The sequence below is a fragment of the Pontibacillus chungwhensis genome (assembly GCF_030166655.1).
GTDB lineage: Bacteria > Bacillota > Bacilli > Bacillales > BH030062 > Pontibacillus.
In genome coordinates this window covers 3,074,981-3,092,495 of the sequence record NZ_CP126446.1, presented here as the reverse complement: position 1 = coordinate 3,092,495, position 17,515 = coordinate 3,074,981, and the positions used below count along the sequence as shown (strand labels likewise).

Below are 17,515 nucleotides of genomic sequence, written 5' to 3'. Positions count from 1 at the left end.
GATCACTCTGATCGGCCTTTTAATTTTATTCTATTCGTCTCTTTTGATGCGGTAATGTTGAAGGTGGTAAGGGAGCAAGGTTGTGTATCGTTTTTGAAGAAACCGATCATCTATAAGAACGATGGTACCGGAATCTTCTTCAGTACGAATGAGTCTGCCTGCTGCTTGCAATACTTTATTCATACCGGGATACATATAAGCATAATCGAACCCGTTTTTGCCACGATTATTGAAAAATTGCTTCATCAGATCTTGTTCATCATTTAATTTAGGTAAACCGACGCTTACGACTAGAACCCCGTTTAACCGATTCCCTCTCAAATCGACTCCTTCTGAGAAAATCCCTCCTAATACAGCAAACCCGATTAATGAATCCTCTCTGTCTATACGAAATTCAGACAAATAGTGTTCCCGGTCTTCCTCTGTCATGTGCGGGGTCTGGAGTAAAACGGAGGACTGATGATCTCGTTCTTGGAATCTCTCATACACCTGTTCCATATATACGTAAGAAGGGAAGAAGATCAGGTAGTTGCCGGGTCTTTCTCTTATTAGATCCTCTATTGTGTGTGCGATGGTTTCTGCTGACTCCTCACGGTCATAGTAACGGGTGGATGTCGGTTGAATAAATAAGTCCACTTTGTCTCTGTCGAACGGTGAAGGGATGGAAAATGTATAATCGCCTTCAGTCCATCCGAGCATATCTTTATAATAATCAAAAGGAGCGAATGTGGCCGAGAAGAAAATGGTCGCTCCGTACCCCTTCGTCGTTTTATGAAGAAGTGATGAGGGGTCAATACAGAATAGCTTCAACTCGACTTCGCTTTTGTAACGCCTGATGTAAGAAAGGTAGGATTCATCGTAGAACTTTGAAATGCGTATGAAACTTAACGCCATAAAGTAGGTTTCAAGTAATAGAGATTCTGTATCCTCAACAAAAGGAATTTCGAGTTCTGCTAGTTCAGTAAACTGTTCTACTTGTTCCACGATCCCTTCAGGAATCTCTGCACTTGTCAGCATATAGTCATCGCCCATAGATTTCTTTAGAGAAAGAAAGGATTGGTCGATTGTGTGTAATGCTTGATATAGATGGGGATTCTTTGTTTTATATTCCCGCTTTAGCTGTAAGAAGGATGACTTTGTTAGAAGAGAAGAGTACATAGCCTGCGAGCGGTCAACAAGGTTATGCGCTTCGTCTATAAGAAGGGTTGTCTTCTTCTTGGTGTCGTTCCACAAGCGTTTGAAAGATACTCTTGGATCAAATACATAATTGTAATCGCAAATGATAGAGTCAGCATGATAGGCGACATCTATTGAATACTCGAAAGGACAAACCTGATGCTTCCTAGCGTAATATTCAATAACTTCTCTTGTCATAAGTGTTTCACTAGACAATATATCGAGAAGGGCGTGATTAATACGATCGTAATAACCGTCAGCAAACGGGCAATATTCTGCTTGGCACCCTTCGCTTGTAAAGCACATTTTATCTTTGGCAGTCACTGTGACGGTATGAAAGTGCAGACCACTCTCCTCCATTAAATGAAGTGCTTCTTCAGCAGCTTGCCTTGTGATCGTTTTTGCAGTTAAGTAGAATAACTTTTCTGACCTACCTTCACCAATGGCTTTTATGGCAGGGAAAAGGGTTGAAATGGTTTTCCCGGTTCCGGTAGGCGCATGGGCAAACATGGTCTTATGATCGCTAATGGTTTTATAGACAGCTCCAGCAAATTTTCGTTGACCGGGCCTGAATTCTGGATAGGGGAAAGGGAGTTGTTGTATACTCTGTTGCCGCTTGTCCCTGTGCTGGCTCATTTGTTCCGCATATGGAATATACGCCTTGATGACATGCTCGAACCACTCTTTTAATTCATTGGCCGTAAAAGATTCCGCAAATTGCTTCCGCTCAGAAGATGGTAAGTGTACATATGTAAGCTGTACATCAATTTCATCCAAACCTTGCTGCGTCGCGTAAATAAACGCGTAGCACTTCGCCTGAGCCCAGTGCACAGGGTGGGAGTCCTTCTTTATATCAAAAATAGAAGAGGAGGTTGATTTAATTTCATCAATCGTAATGGTATTGGTTGATTGAAGCAAGCCATCACAGCGTCCTTCTATCTGGATTTCGAGGGAGTCCTCTATATGAGTATAGGCAAGGTGCATTTCTTTGAAATCTTCTTCTCCGTATTCTTTTTGTACCATTTGATGTGCTTTTGTTCCTTCTGTTAGGGATGTGGTCGATTTAAAACGCCGATCCAGGCTTCCGGATCGGTAAACGTATTCAACCAATGCTCGTATGGATGTTTTAATCTGTGTCATATAATCACCAAGTTCTTTTGTGTAGTCTAAGTTTAAAAAGTGAGGTGATGTTAAGGAATATACGGGAAAAACATCTTTTTGTATAAGGCGATTGGCTTTTTACAAAAAGATGCCTTGTCCGTACGATCCTAAGCACCACGCTTACACTTTTCAATCTAGAGTAGTCTAGAAAATAAAGATCGCAGAAACGATGGCAGTCAGAAGAAACGTGATTGCATAGATAATGGATAGAATTTTAATACTTGAGTTCTTCTCATATTTATGGGATCTCTGTAGCTCTGCTGCGGGGGATTCTCCTTCAATTTCTCTTCGTTCTATGGACTTATTTACATCTTTACCAACTAAAAGCGTTCCAATAAAGGCCAGTACGCAAATCCCAATCACAATACTGATATATAAGGTATACACGTGACCCCTCCTTTATATTTATACTCTTAGTGTATCAGGAAATGGAAATAGATGATAATGAAAGGAGAAAAGAGCATAAAAAAACACCCATCCAAAAGGATGGGTGTTTGCGGAAGCTATTAACGAGAGTAGAACTCAACGATAAGTGCTTCGTTAATTTCAGAAGGCATTTCAGAACGCTCAGGGAAGCGAACGTAAGAACCTTCAAGCTTTTCTGCATCGAAAGATACGTACTCAGGTACGAAGTTGTTAGCTTCGATTGCGTCCTTGATCACGTCAAGGTTAGCAGATTTTTCGCGAACTGCGATTGTTTGACCAGGCTTCACACGGTAAGATGGAATGTTTACGCGTCCACCATCTACAAGAATGTGACCATGGTTAACTAGTTGGCGAGCTTGCGCGCGAGTGCGAGCAAGACCTAAGCGGTAAACGATGTTGTCCAGGCGAGACTCTAGAAGTGTTAAGAAGTTTTCACCGTGGATACCTTTCATGTTACCTGCTTCTTCGAATAAACGACGGAATTGACGTTCGTTAACTCCGAAGATGAAACGAAGCTTCTGCTTTTCTTGAAGCTGTGTACCATATTCTGAAAGCTTTTTACGCTGGTTAGGACCATGTTGGCCAGGAGCGTAAGGGCGTTTTTCTAGCTCTTTACCAGTACCGGATAAAGAAATACCTAAACGACGAGATTTTTTCCAAGTGGAATCTGTGTAACGTGCCATTGGATGATCTCTCCTTTACTATTTTTATTTTGTATAAAATAAAAACAGAAGTGTTCCGTTCTCGATGCTCATTTTGTTTTCATGTACCATCGCTCCAGCAGCCGAGAGTTACGCGATACACCTCTTAGTAGAGAGGAACAAAATGATGACAACAGTGGTTCACCAAAGCTGCCTTTTATTTTACACAAACGCTATTATAGAGTTTATTTGATTAGAAGTCAAGGAGTATCAAGAAGAATATCATCTAATTCGGTCTTTGGGTAAGGAGGCTGTGTTATAATGAGGCAAAAAATTTCGAAAGGTTATTTTATATGAAGTTTAATAGCGATCATACACCACCCACGAAACGTTCTCAACTTCTACGCTATGTGCTCATTAGCCTATTTATAGTGGCGGTCCTAGTTGCAATAATGGTACAAAATAATCAAGCAAAACAAATTATGAAGCCAACTCTAGAGCAACAACCTCTGTTAGCTATTCGGCACAACGTGGAAGAAGTAGAGGTTAGTTTAATACAACTACAGGAAGAAGTTCCTTATTTGGTGACGTTTGACATAGACCCTTTTACCTATTCTTTTTCAGCCAAAGCCTATAAGAGACTAAATCAGCCGATTCAAGAGATTAACTATTCTAAGGACGGGGAACTATGGGTAAAACGTAATAACGAATGGTTTTTATTGGATGAGGACCTCGTTGAACGCCCCTCTTCTGCTCGTTCGCCTATGTTTGAAGAACGTGTCTCTTTCATTAAAAAGGTGATTAAAAAGGGGGATGTTTTTCAGATGACAGTACGTTTACATGACCATAATGAATGGTCAGAAGTCTTCCAAAAGCGTCCTATAGATATAGAGAAGTTATATGTTAATGAAGAGGTTTGGGTTGTTCTTTTAGATGATTTCACAGTTGAAATTGTAAAAAAGTGAAAAATTAATGAAAAGTAATAGGAAAAAAAGACTATAAGAAGTATAATGATAAAAAGAAAAGCTTGTAGAGAACTCCACTGAAATAAGGTGATGGATGTATGATTTCTAATAAACCCAATAGTCAATTTCATAATCAATTAAAGGCACGTTTCTTTGACTTGGTCACCCATAATGGAGCGACGGATTGGATGAACTTCTTAGAAGAAATGGAAGTTGTCATAAAAGAAACCCTTGGAGCAGCTAACGCCCATGTATACATATATAATGCATCTGAAAATACATTTAGGATGATTTCTTCTGAGGGGGACGACACACTAGCGCGTGAGATAAACGCACAGTATTGGAGCGGGTTACGTCAGCATCATGGGATGGTTGGTTCACCCATAAAAGAGAGTAGCTTTCAAGAGGATACATATCGTTACTTCATCCCATTAACCCACGAAGGAGAAGTCTTTGGTTTAGTAGGGGTGACTTTTCATACACCTGAGCACCTTACCTTTCATCATTTAGAAACTGTTGGTGAAGAAGTTTCTGCTCTTTATTTAAAGATGAGAAATTACTATCAATCTTTAGATGAGGAAAAACGACATGAGCGCTTGTTCAGGGTTACAGCCAAGTTCCACTCTTCTATGAACATGGATGATGTGCTTGGGGAGATCATTGATACACTACGTCAGCTATATCCGGAGTTTGAATATTATCTGTTGCTCTCCCATGATTATTCTAGTTCTCATGACTTGCCGATTCGTGAGCTAGTCTATGATAGTGATGGAGCGAACAGATCTAGTGCACAAGCCTATTTAACCGGGGAAATGCAGTTCGAAGAATCCTGGAATGAGCGGCAGTCTTGTTTCTACGCTCCGCTTAAAGGGAAGCAAGGTGTTTACGGCGTTTTACAAGTCGTGGCACCAAAGAGTATCCATTTTCTTGAGGAAGATATTAATTTTATTACTTTATTAGCTAATACTGCGGGCAACGCTTTAGAGAACGCCAGGTTGTACCAACAGTCCAAACGTTTAATTTCAGATTTGCAGCTAATAAATGAAACATCACACAAACTTAATTCAAACTTGAGATTATCTGATACCATTTCGTTCTTATCTAACCAGATTCGACAATCCTTTGATGCTGAGCAAGTGGGCGTGCTTCTTTTTAAAGACGGGGAAGCTAGGGATTATGAAGTATTAAAGGAAAGTTCATCGTTCTTTTACCAGGACAAGAGTGAGGAGCTTCTCCGTTATATTACGGATTCGATTGGTGCGCAGAGGGATGCGTTATTCATAGGTGATTTCTCTGTAAAGAATCCTAGCTTCTATAGTCCATATCAATCGGTAATGGCGATTCCTATGATCCAGACTGAATCGTTAAAAGGCGTCGTCATCGTCATGCATACAGATCCGTACTTCTTTAGTTTCGAAACGTTTAAGCTCTTGCAATCGCTTGTCCACCATTCAACGCTTGCATTTGCGAATTCCATGCTAAGAGAAGAACTAGAGCAACTAGTCAGTACAGATTATCTAACAAAGCTTTATTCAAGGAAGCACTTAGATGAAACCATTCATAAACATTTTGTGAAAGATCGTGATGGATCCTTTATTATAGTCGACATTGATAATTTCAAAAAAGTAAATGACACGTACGGTCACCAAGAAGGAGACCGGGTCATTATTGAAGTGTCGAACCTGCTGAAACGCGAAATAGAGAATATCGGAATTACCGCAAGATGGGGCGGGGAAGAATTGGCCATCTATCTTCCGGAAATTGACTTAGATGAGGCCTATGAAATTGGTGAGAAATTGGTGAATAGAGTGAGAGGCTATACGACCCCGCGTGTCACTATATCGTGTGGCGTTTCTTATTGGAATAAGTCAGGTGATGGGAGAGTTGTTGATTTATTCAGAAGGGCAGATAGGGCGCTTTATGAAGCAAAAGAGTCAGGAAAAGATTGCATTAAACGTGAGACGAATAATGGGCAAAGCATTCATAGAAACTAGTGAAGACCCTATACATGTAAAAAGAGCTTGGAGATCCAAGCTCTTTTTTTAATCTTTATATATACTGTTCGACAAGTCTTGCGAATTGCTCAATAAACATTTCATCAATCTCATCAAAACGGTCTTTAACAGGACTATCGATATCTAAAACGCCAAATACGTTTCCGTCCTTATACATAGGGACCACGATTTCGGATTGACTTGCAGCGTCGCAGGCAATGTGACCAGGGAACTGATGGACATCAGCTACGCGCTGTGTTTTCCCTTCTGAAATAGCTGTACCGCATACACCTTTTCCGCTAGGGATACGAACACATGCTGGAAGTCCTTGGAATGGCCCTAAAACAAGCTGGTCCTGTTTCCAAATATAAAATCCTACCCAATTTACCTCACTAAGAAACTGGTTTAATAGGGAAGAGGCGTTGGATAGATTTGCGATTTGATCCGGCTCATCTTCAATTAAAGCCTTTAACTGCTTTAACAATAATTCGTAATTTTGTTCTTTTGTTCCATTATAATGTTCGACATTAAACATCATGCATTCCTCCTAATTTGGCAAAAAACCTAATAGTGCGGGGCGAAAGTTGACGAGCGATTCATGCAGGATTCTTACCTTATTCAACGAATATTTTCGAATAAGGAGGTCATGTGCTATGACAAAATCGTCAACAAGACAAAAAGTGATGGATGCAGCGTGTTTGTTGTTTTATACGAAAGGCTACACTGGAACCTCTGTTCGTGATATCGCCGCAAAAGCCAAAGTTAATGTTTCGCTGATTAGTTACCATTTTACAAATAAACAAGGGTTACTTGAACACCTTATGGTCCAATATTTTGAACCTTATATAGAAGCTATTGAGCAACAGAAAGATGTAGACCCACGCCTTTCTTCACAGGAAAAACTACGTAAAATGATAGAGGTTATTATACAGTATAAGAAACAGCATCATCAATTTACTTGCTTTATTCACCGTGAGTTGACGCTTGATAATGTTCTAGTACGAGAAATGATGGTTACGTATTTAGCCAAAGAAAAATTTATTCTATTTAAGCTGTTTAAGGAATCGTTACAGCATACTAAGATTAAACAAATGCAGGTTCAATACTTGTTTCTGCAATTTAAGGGAATGCTTATGATGCCCTTTTTAATGCCTTACGAAATGAGAGAACATGTCCTGTGGGATCAGTCCCCTGAGTTTTTTGTGAAGCAGTATACAGACACCATTATGCACTGGCTCGATCATGTGTACCAAACAGGCGGTCTTCCGCCAAAGAAAGAAAGCATCATGTAATAGAAAGATAGTCGCGCTCGTGGGATTTCTCCCTCGGGCGCGTTATGATTTATAATCAATCTTATTAGGTGTGTTAACTGTTAGTCTTGTAGGTGTAGATTTACCTGATCATACCCCGCACCGAGGTCTTCCGCTTTGTGTGCATCAGATCCGTAAATAAGTTTGATCCCTTTTTGCGAAGCTTTCTTTACAATTGGTAGGGGAGGGTAGGTTGTTTGGCAGTATGGTTTCCTTAAACCAGCAGTGTTTACATCCAACGAGTATTCTTTTTCCTTAACCTTCTCTAATACTGCATCTGTCTCTTGTGCAAAAGACGTGGATGTGGGGAACAAACTCTGAAATTTATTTGATAGAGTCATATGGCCAATACGAGTAGGTTTATAAGGTCCTAAATCTGCCTCTATTGAACGAAGGAGTGTCTTGTAATAAAGTCGATGCACTTCGTCAACACCACCTGTTTCATTTACAAGTGTTTGGAAAGAAGCTGGATTATAGTCAAGACAGACATATTCGTTCCCAGAAAGAAGAAAATGGACAGATAGTATAGAATCTGTTAAATAAGGTCCGTATTGATTAAGGAAATTTGTAATTTCTTTCTGATACCCCTCAATGTAATCGACTTCTAATCCGATATGAATTGTGATGTCTTTTTCGTAAGTCCTTTTTAAATCTCCTAAGGTGGTAATATAATCATCGATTCGTTTGATATCCATCCCACTATCCTTTGTAGGTACAGGGTCTTTGAAGGATGGCGGTAACGGAGCGTGTTCCGTAAAACTGATAGATGAATAAGTTTTTGAAATGGCGTTTTCAATGTAGTGTTTTAGGGTATCCCTTGTTCCATGGGGGCAGAAGGGCGTGTGTACATGTCCATCTACGATCAAAATGAAACCTCCTCCAAATAAGATGTAGAAAAAATTGTAAAAAGGTTAATAAATTTGAAAATATTTAGCCAAAATGACCGTTTACATGGTATCATAAAAACATTACTATATACATATTTTTACCTGGTATGACATAGATGAATTATTGACAGTTAGGAGGCTTTATATGGCGTATGGCATCGGTGCGATACTAGCAGTGATTGTTGGAATTATTGTGGGGTTAATTTTTAGAAAGCGGGTATATGATGAAGTCGATCGGCTAGAAAGCTGGAAGATGGATGTTATGAACCGTGAAGTGACAGAAGAACTTTCAAAGGTGAAGTCCCTTAATTTATCAGGGGAAACACAGGAAAGGTTTGAATCATGGCGTTCTGAGTGGGATGACATTTTATCAAAGCAGTTACCGGACCTTGAAGAGTATTTATTTGATGCAGAGGAATATGCAGATAAATACCGATTCGGCTCTGCTAGGAAAGTGTTAGCTTCCATTGAAGAGAAGTTAACAGCCATTGAAGCTTCAATTGATAAGATGTTTGAAGAGTTAGATACGCTGCTTCATTCAGAAGAAAATAGCCGCAAAGACATTGAAACACTCCATCCACAAACGAAACAACTTCGCAAAAAACTATTACAACAACGCCATCGATACGGGAGTGCTGAAGTCCGTTTTGAAGTTCTAATCGATACAGCTGATGAGAAACTCCAACATTATTATCAGCTTGTAGAGCAAGGGAATTACTTCGAAGCGAATGAACTTGTTCAGACCATGAAAGACGAAATCGATCAACTAACTGTCCAGATTGAAGAATTTCCATCTCTTTATAAGATGTGTAAGCAAGAGCTTCCATCTCAAATTGAAGATTTACTTAACGGCTTACAACAAATGAGTGAGGACGGATACCGTGTTGAAGCTTATCATTTCAATGACGAGCTTGCAGCTTTTCAAGAGAAACTCAGTAGCTACACCGAGCAATTAGAAAATGCTGAGATGGAAGAAGCGCGCACGGGAGCCCTTGAAATTGAAGAACGTGTAAATGAAATGTTTGCTCAACTAGAGAAAGAGGCAATTGCCAAAAGTTATGTTGAAAAACATCAGCCAACACTGTTATCTCAATTACAATCGATTCGAGAAGATATTCGCATAAGCAAGGAAGAGATCGAAGTATTGCAGCATACATACCAATTTGAAGATAAGGATTTAGAGATCCATGCAAGTCTTGAAAAATGGGTAAACCTGCTAGTGAAACAATATAACGATATTTCTGATGAGCTTGAAGAGGGACTGTCCCATTTGTCGATTCGAGAAGATCTCGAACGCTTTGAAGTTCAACTTCAAGAACTTATGGAACAGCATCAACAATTTAAAGACCGCTTACACGAGGTTCGAGCTGGTGAGCGTGAAGCGCAAGAACAAATTACCGCTATGAAGCAAAAGCTTATTGCTGTTAACCGGAAGCTTCAAAAGAGCAATATTCCTGGTGTCCCTCTTTATTTACAAAATGCCATTGAAGCTGCTGCTCATTCTCTCCATCGAGTTCATGATCTGTTAGATGAGCAACCTCTTGATATGGTGAAAGTACGTGAAGCACTTACTAATGCTACGAAAGAGACAGAAAGTGCTTCTGAACAAACGGAATTACTCTTGGACCAGGCTGCTCTGGTTGAAACCATGATTCAGTACGGAAATCGTTATCGAAGTCAATATCCTTTCACGGCGGCAAAGCTTTCAGAAGCGGAACGCTCTTTTAGAAATTATGAGTATGATCATGCCTTGGAATTGGCAACAGATGCACTTGAAGAAGTAGAACCAGGTGCACGTGCACGCTTAGGTGAATACGTCGGAGTGAGCACAACGGTAGGTTAGGAGGCATTCATGAATAAACGCTTAGTAATGAGTCTCTCCGTCCTATCTATAGGAGTTTGGATGATTACCATTATTCTGCTAATGGTACCTTCTGAAGAGACTCTCGCAGAAGATCATAGTCAACGTTCAAATCCTTCTATTGAAATGAAATCTTCAGATCGATTGGCTCAAGTTGCTTCCCGTTTTGAGTCCTCTAGAAGCAATCAAGTCATAGAAAAGGATAAAGGAACGTGGCAAGAAGTAGGATTGACTCGCTCCTGGGCAAATGAATGGAGTCAGGATGGTACATTTTCTATTGATGATCTATTAACTAAATTAGAGATTAAGAAAGAGCCCTTTCCCTTTTAGGAAAGGGCTTTTTCTATGATGAACAATCTGAAATGTCTTCTAGATCATGTTATAGTTATATTGAATTACAAGAGCGATTGACAGATGCCTCAGGTGAAACGTATGATAATAGAATTGATTGCAATAAGAGAAAAGGGGATCGGTGCCATGATTTACTTCGACAATAGTGCCACGACAAAACCATATCCCGAAGTGTTAAATAGTTTCCAGCAAGTATCTGAACGATATTATGGAAATCCTTCTTCTATACATGCATTTGGAAGCGAGGCTGAAAGACTTCTTCAACAGTCGAAAAAGCAAGCTTCAGGGTTGCTTGGTATTCATGCTGATGAAGTTGTATTTACTTCCGGAGGAACAGAAGGCAACAACATGGCTATAAAGGGAATTGCTTTACAACACCAAAATCGTGGGAAGCATATTATTACTACGACGATTGAACACCCTTCCGTGTTGGAAGCTTGTCGTTCATTAGAGTCGCTTGGATTTGAGGTCACTTATCTTCCTGTTAACGGTGCTGGCCGTATTAGTGTTGAAGATGTTCAAGCAGCTATTCGAGAGGATACGATTTTAATTAGCGTTATGCACGTCAATAATGAGTTAGGGACGATTCAACCTATAGAAGAAATCGCAAATGTAGCTCGTCAACATCCGAAGCTTTACTTCCATGTAGATTATGTACAAGGACTAGGGAAAATTGACTTGGATCTATCGCGTATTGATTTATGCACCATGTCGAGCCATAAAGTCCATGGGTTAAAAGGAACGGGTATTCTTTATGTGAAGCGAAACACTTCTCTATTTCCATTGTTACATGGAGGAAGTCAAGAGGCCTCTTACCGGGCTGGGACAGAGAATCTTCCTGGCATTGTATCTATGGTTAAAGCACTCCGGATGACGAAGGAGAATCAAAAGCAAAAAGGGAAACACCTAAGAGAATTACACCAGCAGTTGTATGAAGAAATCTCTAAATTTGATGAAGTTGTTATGAATACACCTTCAGAAAGTGCTCCTCATATTGTGAATTTTTCCGTTCCCGGGTTTAAACCAGAGGTCGTTATTCATGCTTTGGGAGAACGGGGGATCTACATTTCTACTAAGTCAGCTTGTTCTTCTAAGCATGCAGATGAAAGTGCTGTTCTAACTGCATGCGGGCATTCACATGAACGGTCTTCGGCCGGTCTTCGTGTAAGTATCACGTATGATAATACCATGGAAGAAGGAGCTCGTTTTATACGAGTGCTTCGTGAAGTATTAACCGAATTAAAAGAAGTAATGGGGTAGATAACATGCATTATGATCATATATTAATCCGCTACGGGGAAATGTCCCTGAAAGGGAAGAACTTAAAACACTTCGTAGCCAAGTTGTATGAAAATGTAAAAGCGAAGTTGCACGACTATGACGCAATTACAATTAAACGAAATCGGAATCGTATGTACATCTTGCTAAATGGGGAAGATCCTGAGCCTATCTTAGAAAGATGTAAAGATGTTTTCGGTATTCAGTCGTTTAGCTTAGCAATTAAAGTGGACAATGAAGAAGAACAGATGAAAGAAGCTGCGATTTATGCCTTGACGCATGCGGAAAACGCCAAGACGTTCAAGATTACTGTACGCCGCGTAGACAAAGATTTCCCTATAGATTCCCAAGCTATGAATCGGGTTCTTGGCGGTTATGTGCTTTCAAATACAGAAGGATATACTGTAGATGTGCATAATCCTGATGTGGAAATTAATGTAGAGATCCGTAAAGACGGAACCTATATTACCTCAGAGAAAATACTTGGGGCAGGAGGACTTCCGGTAGGTACAACGGGAAAAAGCCTTCTTCTTCTATCAGGTGGTATTGACAGTCCTGTAGCAGGATATCTGTCAATGAAACGTGGTGTTGAAATTGAGGCGATTCACTTCCATTCTCCTCCTTATACAAGTGAGCGTGCGAAGCAGAAGGTACTTGATTTAGCTAAGCAATTGACTCGTTATGGCCATAAAATTAAAGTCCATATTGTTCCATTTACTAAGTTGCAGCAAACCATTCACCGTGAAATACCAGAAGGATATGGCATGACCGTTATGCGTCGTGTCATGCTTCAAGTGAGTGAACGCGTTGCAGAGGAAAGGGGAATTCTTTCCTTTACGACGGGTGAAAGTCTTGGTCAGGTTGCCAGTCAAACGATGGAAAGCATGAACACGATTAACGAGGTCACCAATTACCCGATTATTCGTCCGCTTGTTTCAATGGATAAACTAGAAATTATTGATATTTCTAAGCGAATTGATATGTATGATATCTCGATTCGTCCTTTTGAAGATTGCTGTACAGTATTCGTGCCGAGTGCACCTAAAACGAGACCAACTCGTGAGAAAGTGCTGCAATATGAAGAGCGTGTTGATTTCACCGATGAAATTGAAGAAACGCTTGCAGGAATTGAAACAGTTGAATTTGAAGAGAGTCAAACAGAAGAAGAGGACGAATTTTCTGATTTGCTCTAAAAGATAAACTTAGCTGAATTTCCAAAAACTGTTCAGAATGAGATCCTCCTTGTGAAGCCATGCTAGTAGTAACAAGGAGGTGAGAATCACATGGCATATAACAACTCAAACGAACTTGTAGTACCTGGTGTACAACAAGCTCTAGACCAAATGAAATATGAAATCGCTCAAGAATTTGGCGTACAGCTTGGTCCTGACTCTACATCCCGTCAAAACGGATCTGTAGGTGGAGAGATCACAAAACGTCTAGTTCAAATGGCTGAACAGCAGTACAACGGTGGCCAACAATAATTGAATATGATGGTATGAAAGGGCAGTGGCGACACTGTCCTTTTCTTATGGGGCGGGAGTCGGAAAGTTGTGACTTTATCAAAGAATATGATATGGTACAAAAAAACGAGGGAGTAGGTACAAATGGCAGAGTTATGGTATGGTGGAACGATTTATACAATGGAGCAAGAAGGGGAACAAGTAGAAGCGGTTGTCACCAAGAATGGTCGTATCCAAATGGCCGGTTCTCTTGAAGAGGTGATGGCTGTGTGGAAAGGTGCAATTGATCAAGAGCATCATCTTCAAGGCCAGGTAATGTATCCAGGATTTGTGGATAGCCATTTGCATATTATCGGTCACGGCGAGCGTTTACTTCGCTTAGATTTATCCTTTATGACATCTCCTGAAGAAGTGAAAGAAGCGTTATCTTCCCATGCTTCGCAGTTGCCACATGGTCAGTGGCTAATTGGAGAAGGATGGAACGAGAATCAGTGGGCAGACCCCCGTATTATACATAAATCAGAATTAGACGAAATTTCAACAGAACATCCGATCATGTTAACACGTGTCTGCCGCCATGCTCTTTTGGCTAACTCAAAAGCCATGGAACTAGCAGGTGTCACTGAAGATACGGAAGATCCACAAGGTGGAAAAATTGTTAGGGATGAGCATGGTTTGACAACGGGTTATTTTCTTGATGCAGCTCAGGACCCAATTAAAGATGCTATGCCTGAATACACCCAAAGTTATTTAGAAAAAGCTATTTCGGTGTCGATAGAAGATTTAACACGTAATGGTATTGTAGGCGGTCATAGTGAAGATCTAAATTACTACGGTGGTTTCAGAAAAACATATGATGCTTTTTTGAATAGTATCGGGCCAAAACATACTAAATTTAGAGCACACCTTCTCGTCCATCATGAAGTCTTAGATGATATGTTGGCAGATGGTTTGACTTATAAGAGTGGAACGGAGTTCGTCGAGCTTGGAGCTGTGAAGATCTTCTCAGATGGAGCGATAGGGGGGCGAACCGCTTTGTTGTCAGAAAGCTATGAAGATGATAAAGGGAATAGGGGAATGGCGATTCATGAAGAAAAGCAGTTAGCCCAGATCGTGAAAAAAGCTCGGAAGCATGATCTTCCTGTAGCGGTCCACGCTATTGGAGATGAGGCGGTAGCTATGATAACACGAATTTTAAATGGCGTACCGGATGCTCCCCATCGAGACCGCATTATTCATGCTCAATTCATGAGAGATGAACTTTATGATCAAGTGAGCTCGACGAATGCCATTGTGGATATTCAACCTACTTTTGTTTCGTCAGACTTTCCATGGGTGCTTGATCGTATTGGAGAACACCGCCTACAAAACGCTTATCCATGGAAGAAGTTGCTCCAAAGTGGCATTCCTTGTGCTGGGGGTTCAGATGCGCCTATAGAAGAGATTAACCCCCTTCTTGCGATTCAGGCAGCGGTTACGCGTAAATCAATCCATGACCAAAAAGCATACGGTATTGAGCAGTGTCTTACTATGTTTGAAGCTATTTCTCTTTATACAAAGGGGAGTGCTTATACGATTCATGAGGAAGGGAAGCGTGGGTTGATAAAAGAAGGTTATGATGCGGATTTCACCATTTTTGATCGCGATCTCTTTGCTCTCCATCCTGATCGTCTCCTAGAAGCAAATGTAACAAGAACAGTGGTTGATGGTACAGTTGTATATCAACGGTAACCGAATGAAAAACGTCTGGGAAGTTCACCTTCCCAGACGTTTTTTTATAAGAATGTTCGCTTTACGCGTTCCCAATAGGAATTATTCTTTAATTTAATCGTTTTAATGACCTTGTCGCTTAGATTAACTTTTACACTCCGTATATTTCGAATCGGAAGAGCTTCGTTATCAATTCCTAAGATCGGGTAGTCATTCCCGTCTTGGACAAGTTGAAGATCTAGTGTGCGATCACCACTGAGAATGAAAGAAGATCCGAGTGTACGGTAACGGTTGCTATTAATAGAAGCTAATTCAGAAACTTGGAAGCATGGTAGTTTAGGATCAACGACTGCCCCCTTTGTCGATTTGTTGTACCCTGTGCTCCCTGTTGGAGTAGCGACGATTAGTCCATCTCCTCTAAATGATTCAAATGGGATATCATCGATGAATACATCAATTTCAATCGTCTTAATAAGAGTTGAGCGCATGCTCAGTTCATTTAAGCAATAAAATGAAGATTCATTATTGATGTTTGCTTCAATAACGGGAAAGCGTCGAACTTCTAAAGCTTCATGCATCATAGAATGAACCATTTCATCAAAATGATCCAAGTTAAAGTCGCAGTATAAACCTGATTCATTTTTAGAAGTTGTAATCCCTGAATAAAGGCAATCTTCACGGAAACCCGTTTTCCTTACCGACTGAAGAAACATTCCGTCTCCTCCAACGCTAATAATGATATTAGCATCTTGATGATTTTGAACAATTTCAAAACCATTTTCTCTTGCTAAATCAAATAAAGGTGTGAGCTTTTCTATAAGCTCGTCCTCATGTTGATAATAAAAAAATAGTTTATTCCGATTCAGCATCATCATTTTTAACACTCCTCTTTAAATGGCGATCTCTTATATACATTTCATGTAACCCTACGTTCCCATCATACCAAAAACGTAAGCGTTTTCTAAATAAAATAATGTCAGATTGTTTAAATTTTATGAAAGGGGATGAAACTAATTAGAAAAGGAGGGATGGAAGAATGGTTTGGGTTTTAGCAGTCGTTTTATTTTTTTTAGTTAATATCATTATTGTTTGGTTTTCTAGATTATACATCACGCTGACCTATTTGCACTCTTCCGATCGTGACTTTCTAAAACTGGAATTACGAATATGGAAATGGGTACGAATCAAAAAGGAAGTTCCTATGATGGCTCTAGATAAAGAGGATCTCTCGTTGAAGACAAAGGAAAAGACAGAGGTCGGTAATAAAAACGAAGGAGAACAGGAGAAGTCGTACACACCAGAAGAAATATTGAACCGTTTTCAAAGTATTCAAGACCTTGTTGGAAGTGTGATTGGATTACATAAGATAGTAAGACGTTTTCTAAGAAAAGTACGTGTGCATACGCTCCTTTGGGATACACAAGTTGGGACTTCTAATGCGAGCATGACTGGGATGATATGCGGGGGCATCTGGTCTGTTAAAGGGGCACTCATTGGTATGGTTTCAAACTATATGGTGTTAAAAGCCTCCCCTGAAATCTATGTGACGCCATATTTTCAACAAAAGCATTCCCAAACTCGGTTGGAGTGTATGATCTCATTTCGTTTTGGGCAAGCTATATTCGCAGTATTACAAGTCGTTCGGTACTCACGTGGAAACATACCGAAGTGGCGGAAGAAACCAGCGTAATTCTTAATTAGGAGGTACAATCATGTCAGAACATCCAATTCAAGGTTTAATGACCACTGCTATGGAAAGTTTAAAAGATATGATCGATGTCAATACGATCATTGGAGATCCAGTTGAAACACCAGATGGAAGTACGTTAATCCTCACCGTATCCAAAGTTGGGTTTGGCTTTGCGGCAGGAGGAAGTCAATTTAAACAAGAGAGTGGTAACAAAAACCAACAGCAACAAGGGAATGGATCAGGCTCAAATGGAGAGGAACTTCCATTCGGAGGAGGTAGCGGTGGAGGTGTTTCTATTACGCCAATTGCTTTCCTGATCGTGAATAAAACATCAGGTGTCAAGATGATCCACTTAGATGAAAGTACACATCTATATGAGCGTATGATTGATCTGGCACCACAAGCAGTACAAAAAATTCAAGACATACTTAGTAAAAACGGCGATAAACAAAATGGTCAATCCTCAGGAGGTAGAGGCCAAAACCAAGGGCAAAATGGTGGTCAAAGCCAAGGTCAAGGACCCGGCCAAAACCAAGGTAGTTCAGACGGACAGAATTACTCCTGGTAGGAAATGATTAGACAAGGAAAGAAACTGCCTTCAT

At 40.2% G+C, this 17,515-nt stretch carries 17 protein-coding genes; 11 read left to right on the top strand and 6 right to left on the bottom strand.

Translation table 11 applies throughout. The annotated features are described in order from the left end of the window. Positions 1-30: 30 nt before the first annotated feature. From QNI29_RS16060 to rpsD, 3 genes are all read right to left on the bottom strand, one after another. Positions 31-2,316: a helicase C-terminal domain-containing protein gene (locus QNI29_RS16060; RefSeq protein ID WP_231417484.1), complete on the bottom strand. Its 2,286-nt coding sequence runs from the start codon at positions 2,314-2,316 to the stop codon at positions 31-33. 165 nt (positions 2,317-2,481) lie between these two features. Next, a complete protein-coding gene (locus QNI29_RS16055; RefSeq protein ID WP_231417483.1) occupies positions 2,482-2,724 on the bottom strand; it encodes a hypothetical protein in 243 nt (80 codons plus the stop codon). Positions 2,725-2,843: 119 nt separating this feature from the next. Continuing rightward, complete coding sequence (gene rpsD, locus QNI29_RS16050; RefSeq protein ID WP_188654460.1) at positions 2,844-3,446, bottom strand: 30S ribosomal protein S4; 603 nt, start codon at positions 3,444-3,446, stop codon at positions 2,844-2,846. 311 nt (positions 3,447-3,757) lie between these two features. On the opposite strand from rpsD, the gene QNI29_RS16045 reads away from it, so the two are divergent. Next, complete coding sequence (locus QNI29_RS16045) at positions 3,758-4,369, top strand: hypothetical protein (protein WP_231417482.1); 612 nt, start codon at positions 3,758-3,760, stop codon at positions 4,367-4,369. A 98-nt stretch (positions 4,370-4,467) separates the two neighbouring features. Further along, the gene (locus QNI29_RS16040; RefSeq protein ID WP_231417481.1) at positions 4,468-6,363 is read left to right on the top strand and encodes a sensor domain-containing diguanylate cyclase; all 1,896 of its coding nucleotides are present in this window, start codon (positions 4,468-4,470) and stop codon (positions 6,361-6,363) included. Between the two features lie 55 nt (positions 6,364-6,418). Here QNI29_RS16040 and QNI29_RS16035 read toward each other — a convergent pair whose 3' ends face one another. Beyond that, positions 6,419-6,898 (bottom strand): GAF domain-containing protein, encoded by a 480-nt coding sequence (locus QNI29_RS16035; RefSeq protein WP_231417612.1) that lies wholly within the window; start codon positions 6,896-6,898, stop codon positions 6,419-6,421. A gap of 118 nt (positions 6,899-7,016) precedes the next feature. Between QNI29_RS16035 and refZ the strand changes: the two genes are divergently transcribed. After that, positions 7,017-7,655, top strand: a complete 639-nt coding sequence (gene refZ / locus QNI29_RS16030) for a forespore capture DNA-binding protein RefZ (RefSeq protein WP_231417480.1) — start codon at positions 7,017-7,019, stop codon at positions 7,653-7,655. Positions 7,656-7,735: 80 nt separating this feature from the next. On the opposite strand, the gene hisJ is transcribed toward refZ, so the two are convergent. Next, positions 7,736-8,539 (bottom strand): histidinol-phosphatase HisJ, encoded by an 804-nt coding sequence (gene hisJ, locus QNI29_RS16025; RefSeq protein ID WP_231417479.1) that lies wholly within the window; start codon positions 8,537-8,539, stop codon positions 7,736-7,738. A 166-nt stretch (positions 8,540-8,705) separates the two neighbouring features. Here hisJ and ezrA point away from each other — a divergent pair, with 166 nt between their 5' ends. From ezrA to QNI29_RS15995, 6 genes are all read left to right on the top strand, one after another. Further along, positions 8,706-10,403: a septation ring formation regulator EzrA gene (ezrA, locus tag QNI29_RS16020; RefSeq protein WP_231417478.1), complete on the top strand. Its 1,698-nt coding sequence runs from the start codon at positions 8,706-8,708 to the stop codon at positions 10,401-10,403. Between the two features lie 9 nt (positions 10,404-10,412). Then, on the top strand, positions 10,413-10,751 hold the full coding sequence (locus tag QNI29_RS16015) for a hypothetical protein (RefSeq protein ID WP_231417477.1): 339 nt from the start codon (positions 10,413-10,415) through the stop codon (positions 10,749-10,751). A gap of 147 nt (positions 10,752-10,898) precedes the next feature. Continuing rightward, positions 10,899-12,032, top strand: coding sequence for a cysteine desulfurase family protein (locus tag QNI29_RS16010; RefSeq protein WP_231417611.1), 1,134 nt, complete (start codon positions 10,899-10,901; stop codon positions 12,030-12,032). A 5-nt stretch (positions 12,033-12,037) separates the two neighbouring features. Continuing rightward, entirely contained in the window at positions 12,038-13,243 is a 1,206-nt protein-coding gene (gene thiI / locus QNI29_RS16005) for a tRNA uracil 4-sulfurtransferase ThiI (RefSeq protein ID WP_231417476.1), read from the top strand. A gap of 90 nt (positions 13,244-13,333) precedes the next feature. Then, a complete protein-coding gene (locus QNI29_RS16000; RefSeq protein WP_231417475.1) occupies positions 13,334-13,534 on the top strand; it encodes an alpha/beta-type small acid-soluble spore protein in 201 nt (66 codons plus the stop codon). A gap of 123 nt (positions 13,535-13,657) precedes the next feature. Beyond that, complete coding sequence (locus QNI29_RS15995) at positions 13,658-15,244, top strand: amidohydrolase (protein ID WP_231417474.1); 1,587 nt, start codon at positions 13,658-13,660, stop codon at positions 15,242-15,244. Positions 15,245-15,288: 44 nt separating this feature from the next. Here QNI29_RS15995 and QNI29_RS15990 read toward each other — a convergent pair whose 3' ends face one another. Then, positions 15,289-16,092, bottom strand: coding sequence for an NAD kinase (locus tag QNI29_RS15990; RefSeq protein ID WP_231417610.1), 804 nt, complete (start codon positions 16,090-16,092; stop codon positions 15,289-15,291). Positions 16,093-16,259: 167 nt separating this feature from the next. On the opposite strand from QNI29_RS15990, the gene QNI29_RS15985 reads away from it, so the two are divergent. Continuing rightward, positions 16,260-16,913 carry a DUF2953 domain-containing protein gene (locus QNI29_RS15985; protein ID WP_231417473.1) on the top strand — a complete coding sequence of 218 codons (654 nt, stop codon included), beginning with the start codon at positions 16,260-16,262 and terminating at the stop codon, positions 16,911-16,913. A gap of 22 nt (positions 16,914-16,935) precedes the next feature. Beyond that, positions 16,936-17,481 (top strand): GerW family sporulation protein, encoded by a 546-nt coding sequence (ytfJ, locus tag QNI29_RS15980; protein ID WP_231417472.1) that lies wholly within the window; start codon positions 16,936-16,938, stop codon positions 17,479-17,481. Positions 17,482-17,515: the final 34 nt, after the last annotated feature.

Excerpts from the sequence above, each read along its gene's own strand:
- QNI29_RS16060 (WP_231417484.1), bottom strand. The coding sequence starts at position 2,316 with ATGACACAGATTAAAACATCCATACGAGCATTGGTTGAATACGTTTAC.
- rpsD (WP_188654460.1), bottom strand. The coding sequence starts at position 3,446 with ATGGCACGTTACACAGATTCCACTTGGAAAAAATCTCGTCGTTTAGGT.
- QNI29_RS16045 (WP_231417482.1), top strand. The coding sequence starts at position 3,758 with ATGAAGTTTAATAGCGATCATACACCACCCACGAAACGTTCTCAACTT.
- QNI29_RS16040 (WP_231417481.1), top strand. The coding sequence starts at position 4,468 with ATGATTTCTAATAAACCCAATAGTCAATTTCATAATCAATTAAAGGCA.
- QNI29_RS16035 (WP_231417612.1), bottom strand. The coding sequence starts at position 6,898 with ATGTTTAATGTCGAACATTATAATGGAACAAAAGAACAAAATTACGAA.
- refZ (WP_231417480.1), top strand. The coding sequence starts at position 7,017 with ATGACAAAATCGTCAACAAGACAAAAAGTGATGGATGCAGCGTGTTTG.
- ezrA (WP_231417478.1), top strand. The coding sequence starts at position 8,706 with ATGGCGTATGGCATCGGTGCGATACTAGCAGTGATTGTTGGAATTATT.
- QNI29_RS16015 (WP_231417477.1), top strand. The coding sequence starts at position 10,413 with ATGAATAAACGCTTAGTAATGAGTCTCTCCGTCCTATCTATAGGAGTT.
- QNI29_RS16010 (WP_231417611.1), top strand. The coding sequence starts at position 10,899 with ATGATTTACTTCGACAATAGTGCCACGACAAAACCATATCCCGAAGTG.
- thiI (WP_231417476.1), top strand. The coding sequence starts at position 12,038 with ATGCATTATGATCATATATTAATCCGCTACGGGGAAATGTCCCTGAAA.
- QNI29_RS16000 (WP_231417475.1), top strand. The coding sequence starts at position 13,334 with ATGGCATATAACAACTCAAACGAACTTGTAGTACCTGGTGTACAACAA.
- QNI29_RS15995 (WP_231417474.1), top strand. The coding sequence starts at position 13,658 with ATGGCAGAGTTATGGTATGGTGGAACGATTTATACAATGGAGCAAGAA.
- QNI29_RS15990 (WP_231417610.1), bottom strand. The coding sequence starts at position 16,092 with ATGCTGAATCGGAATAAACTATTTTTTTATTATCAACATGAGGACGAG.
- QNI29_RS15985 (WP_231417473.1), top strand. The coding sequence starts at position 16,260 with ATGGTTTGGGTTTTAGCAGTCGTTTTATTTTTTTTAGTTAATATCATT.
- ytfJ (WP_231417472.1), top strand. The coding sequence starts at position 16,936 with ATGTCAGAACATCCAATTCAAGGTTTAATGACCACTGCTATGGAAAGT.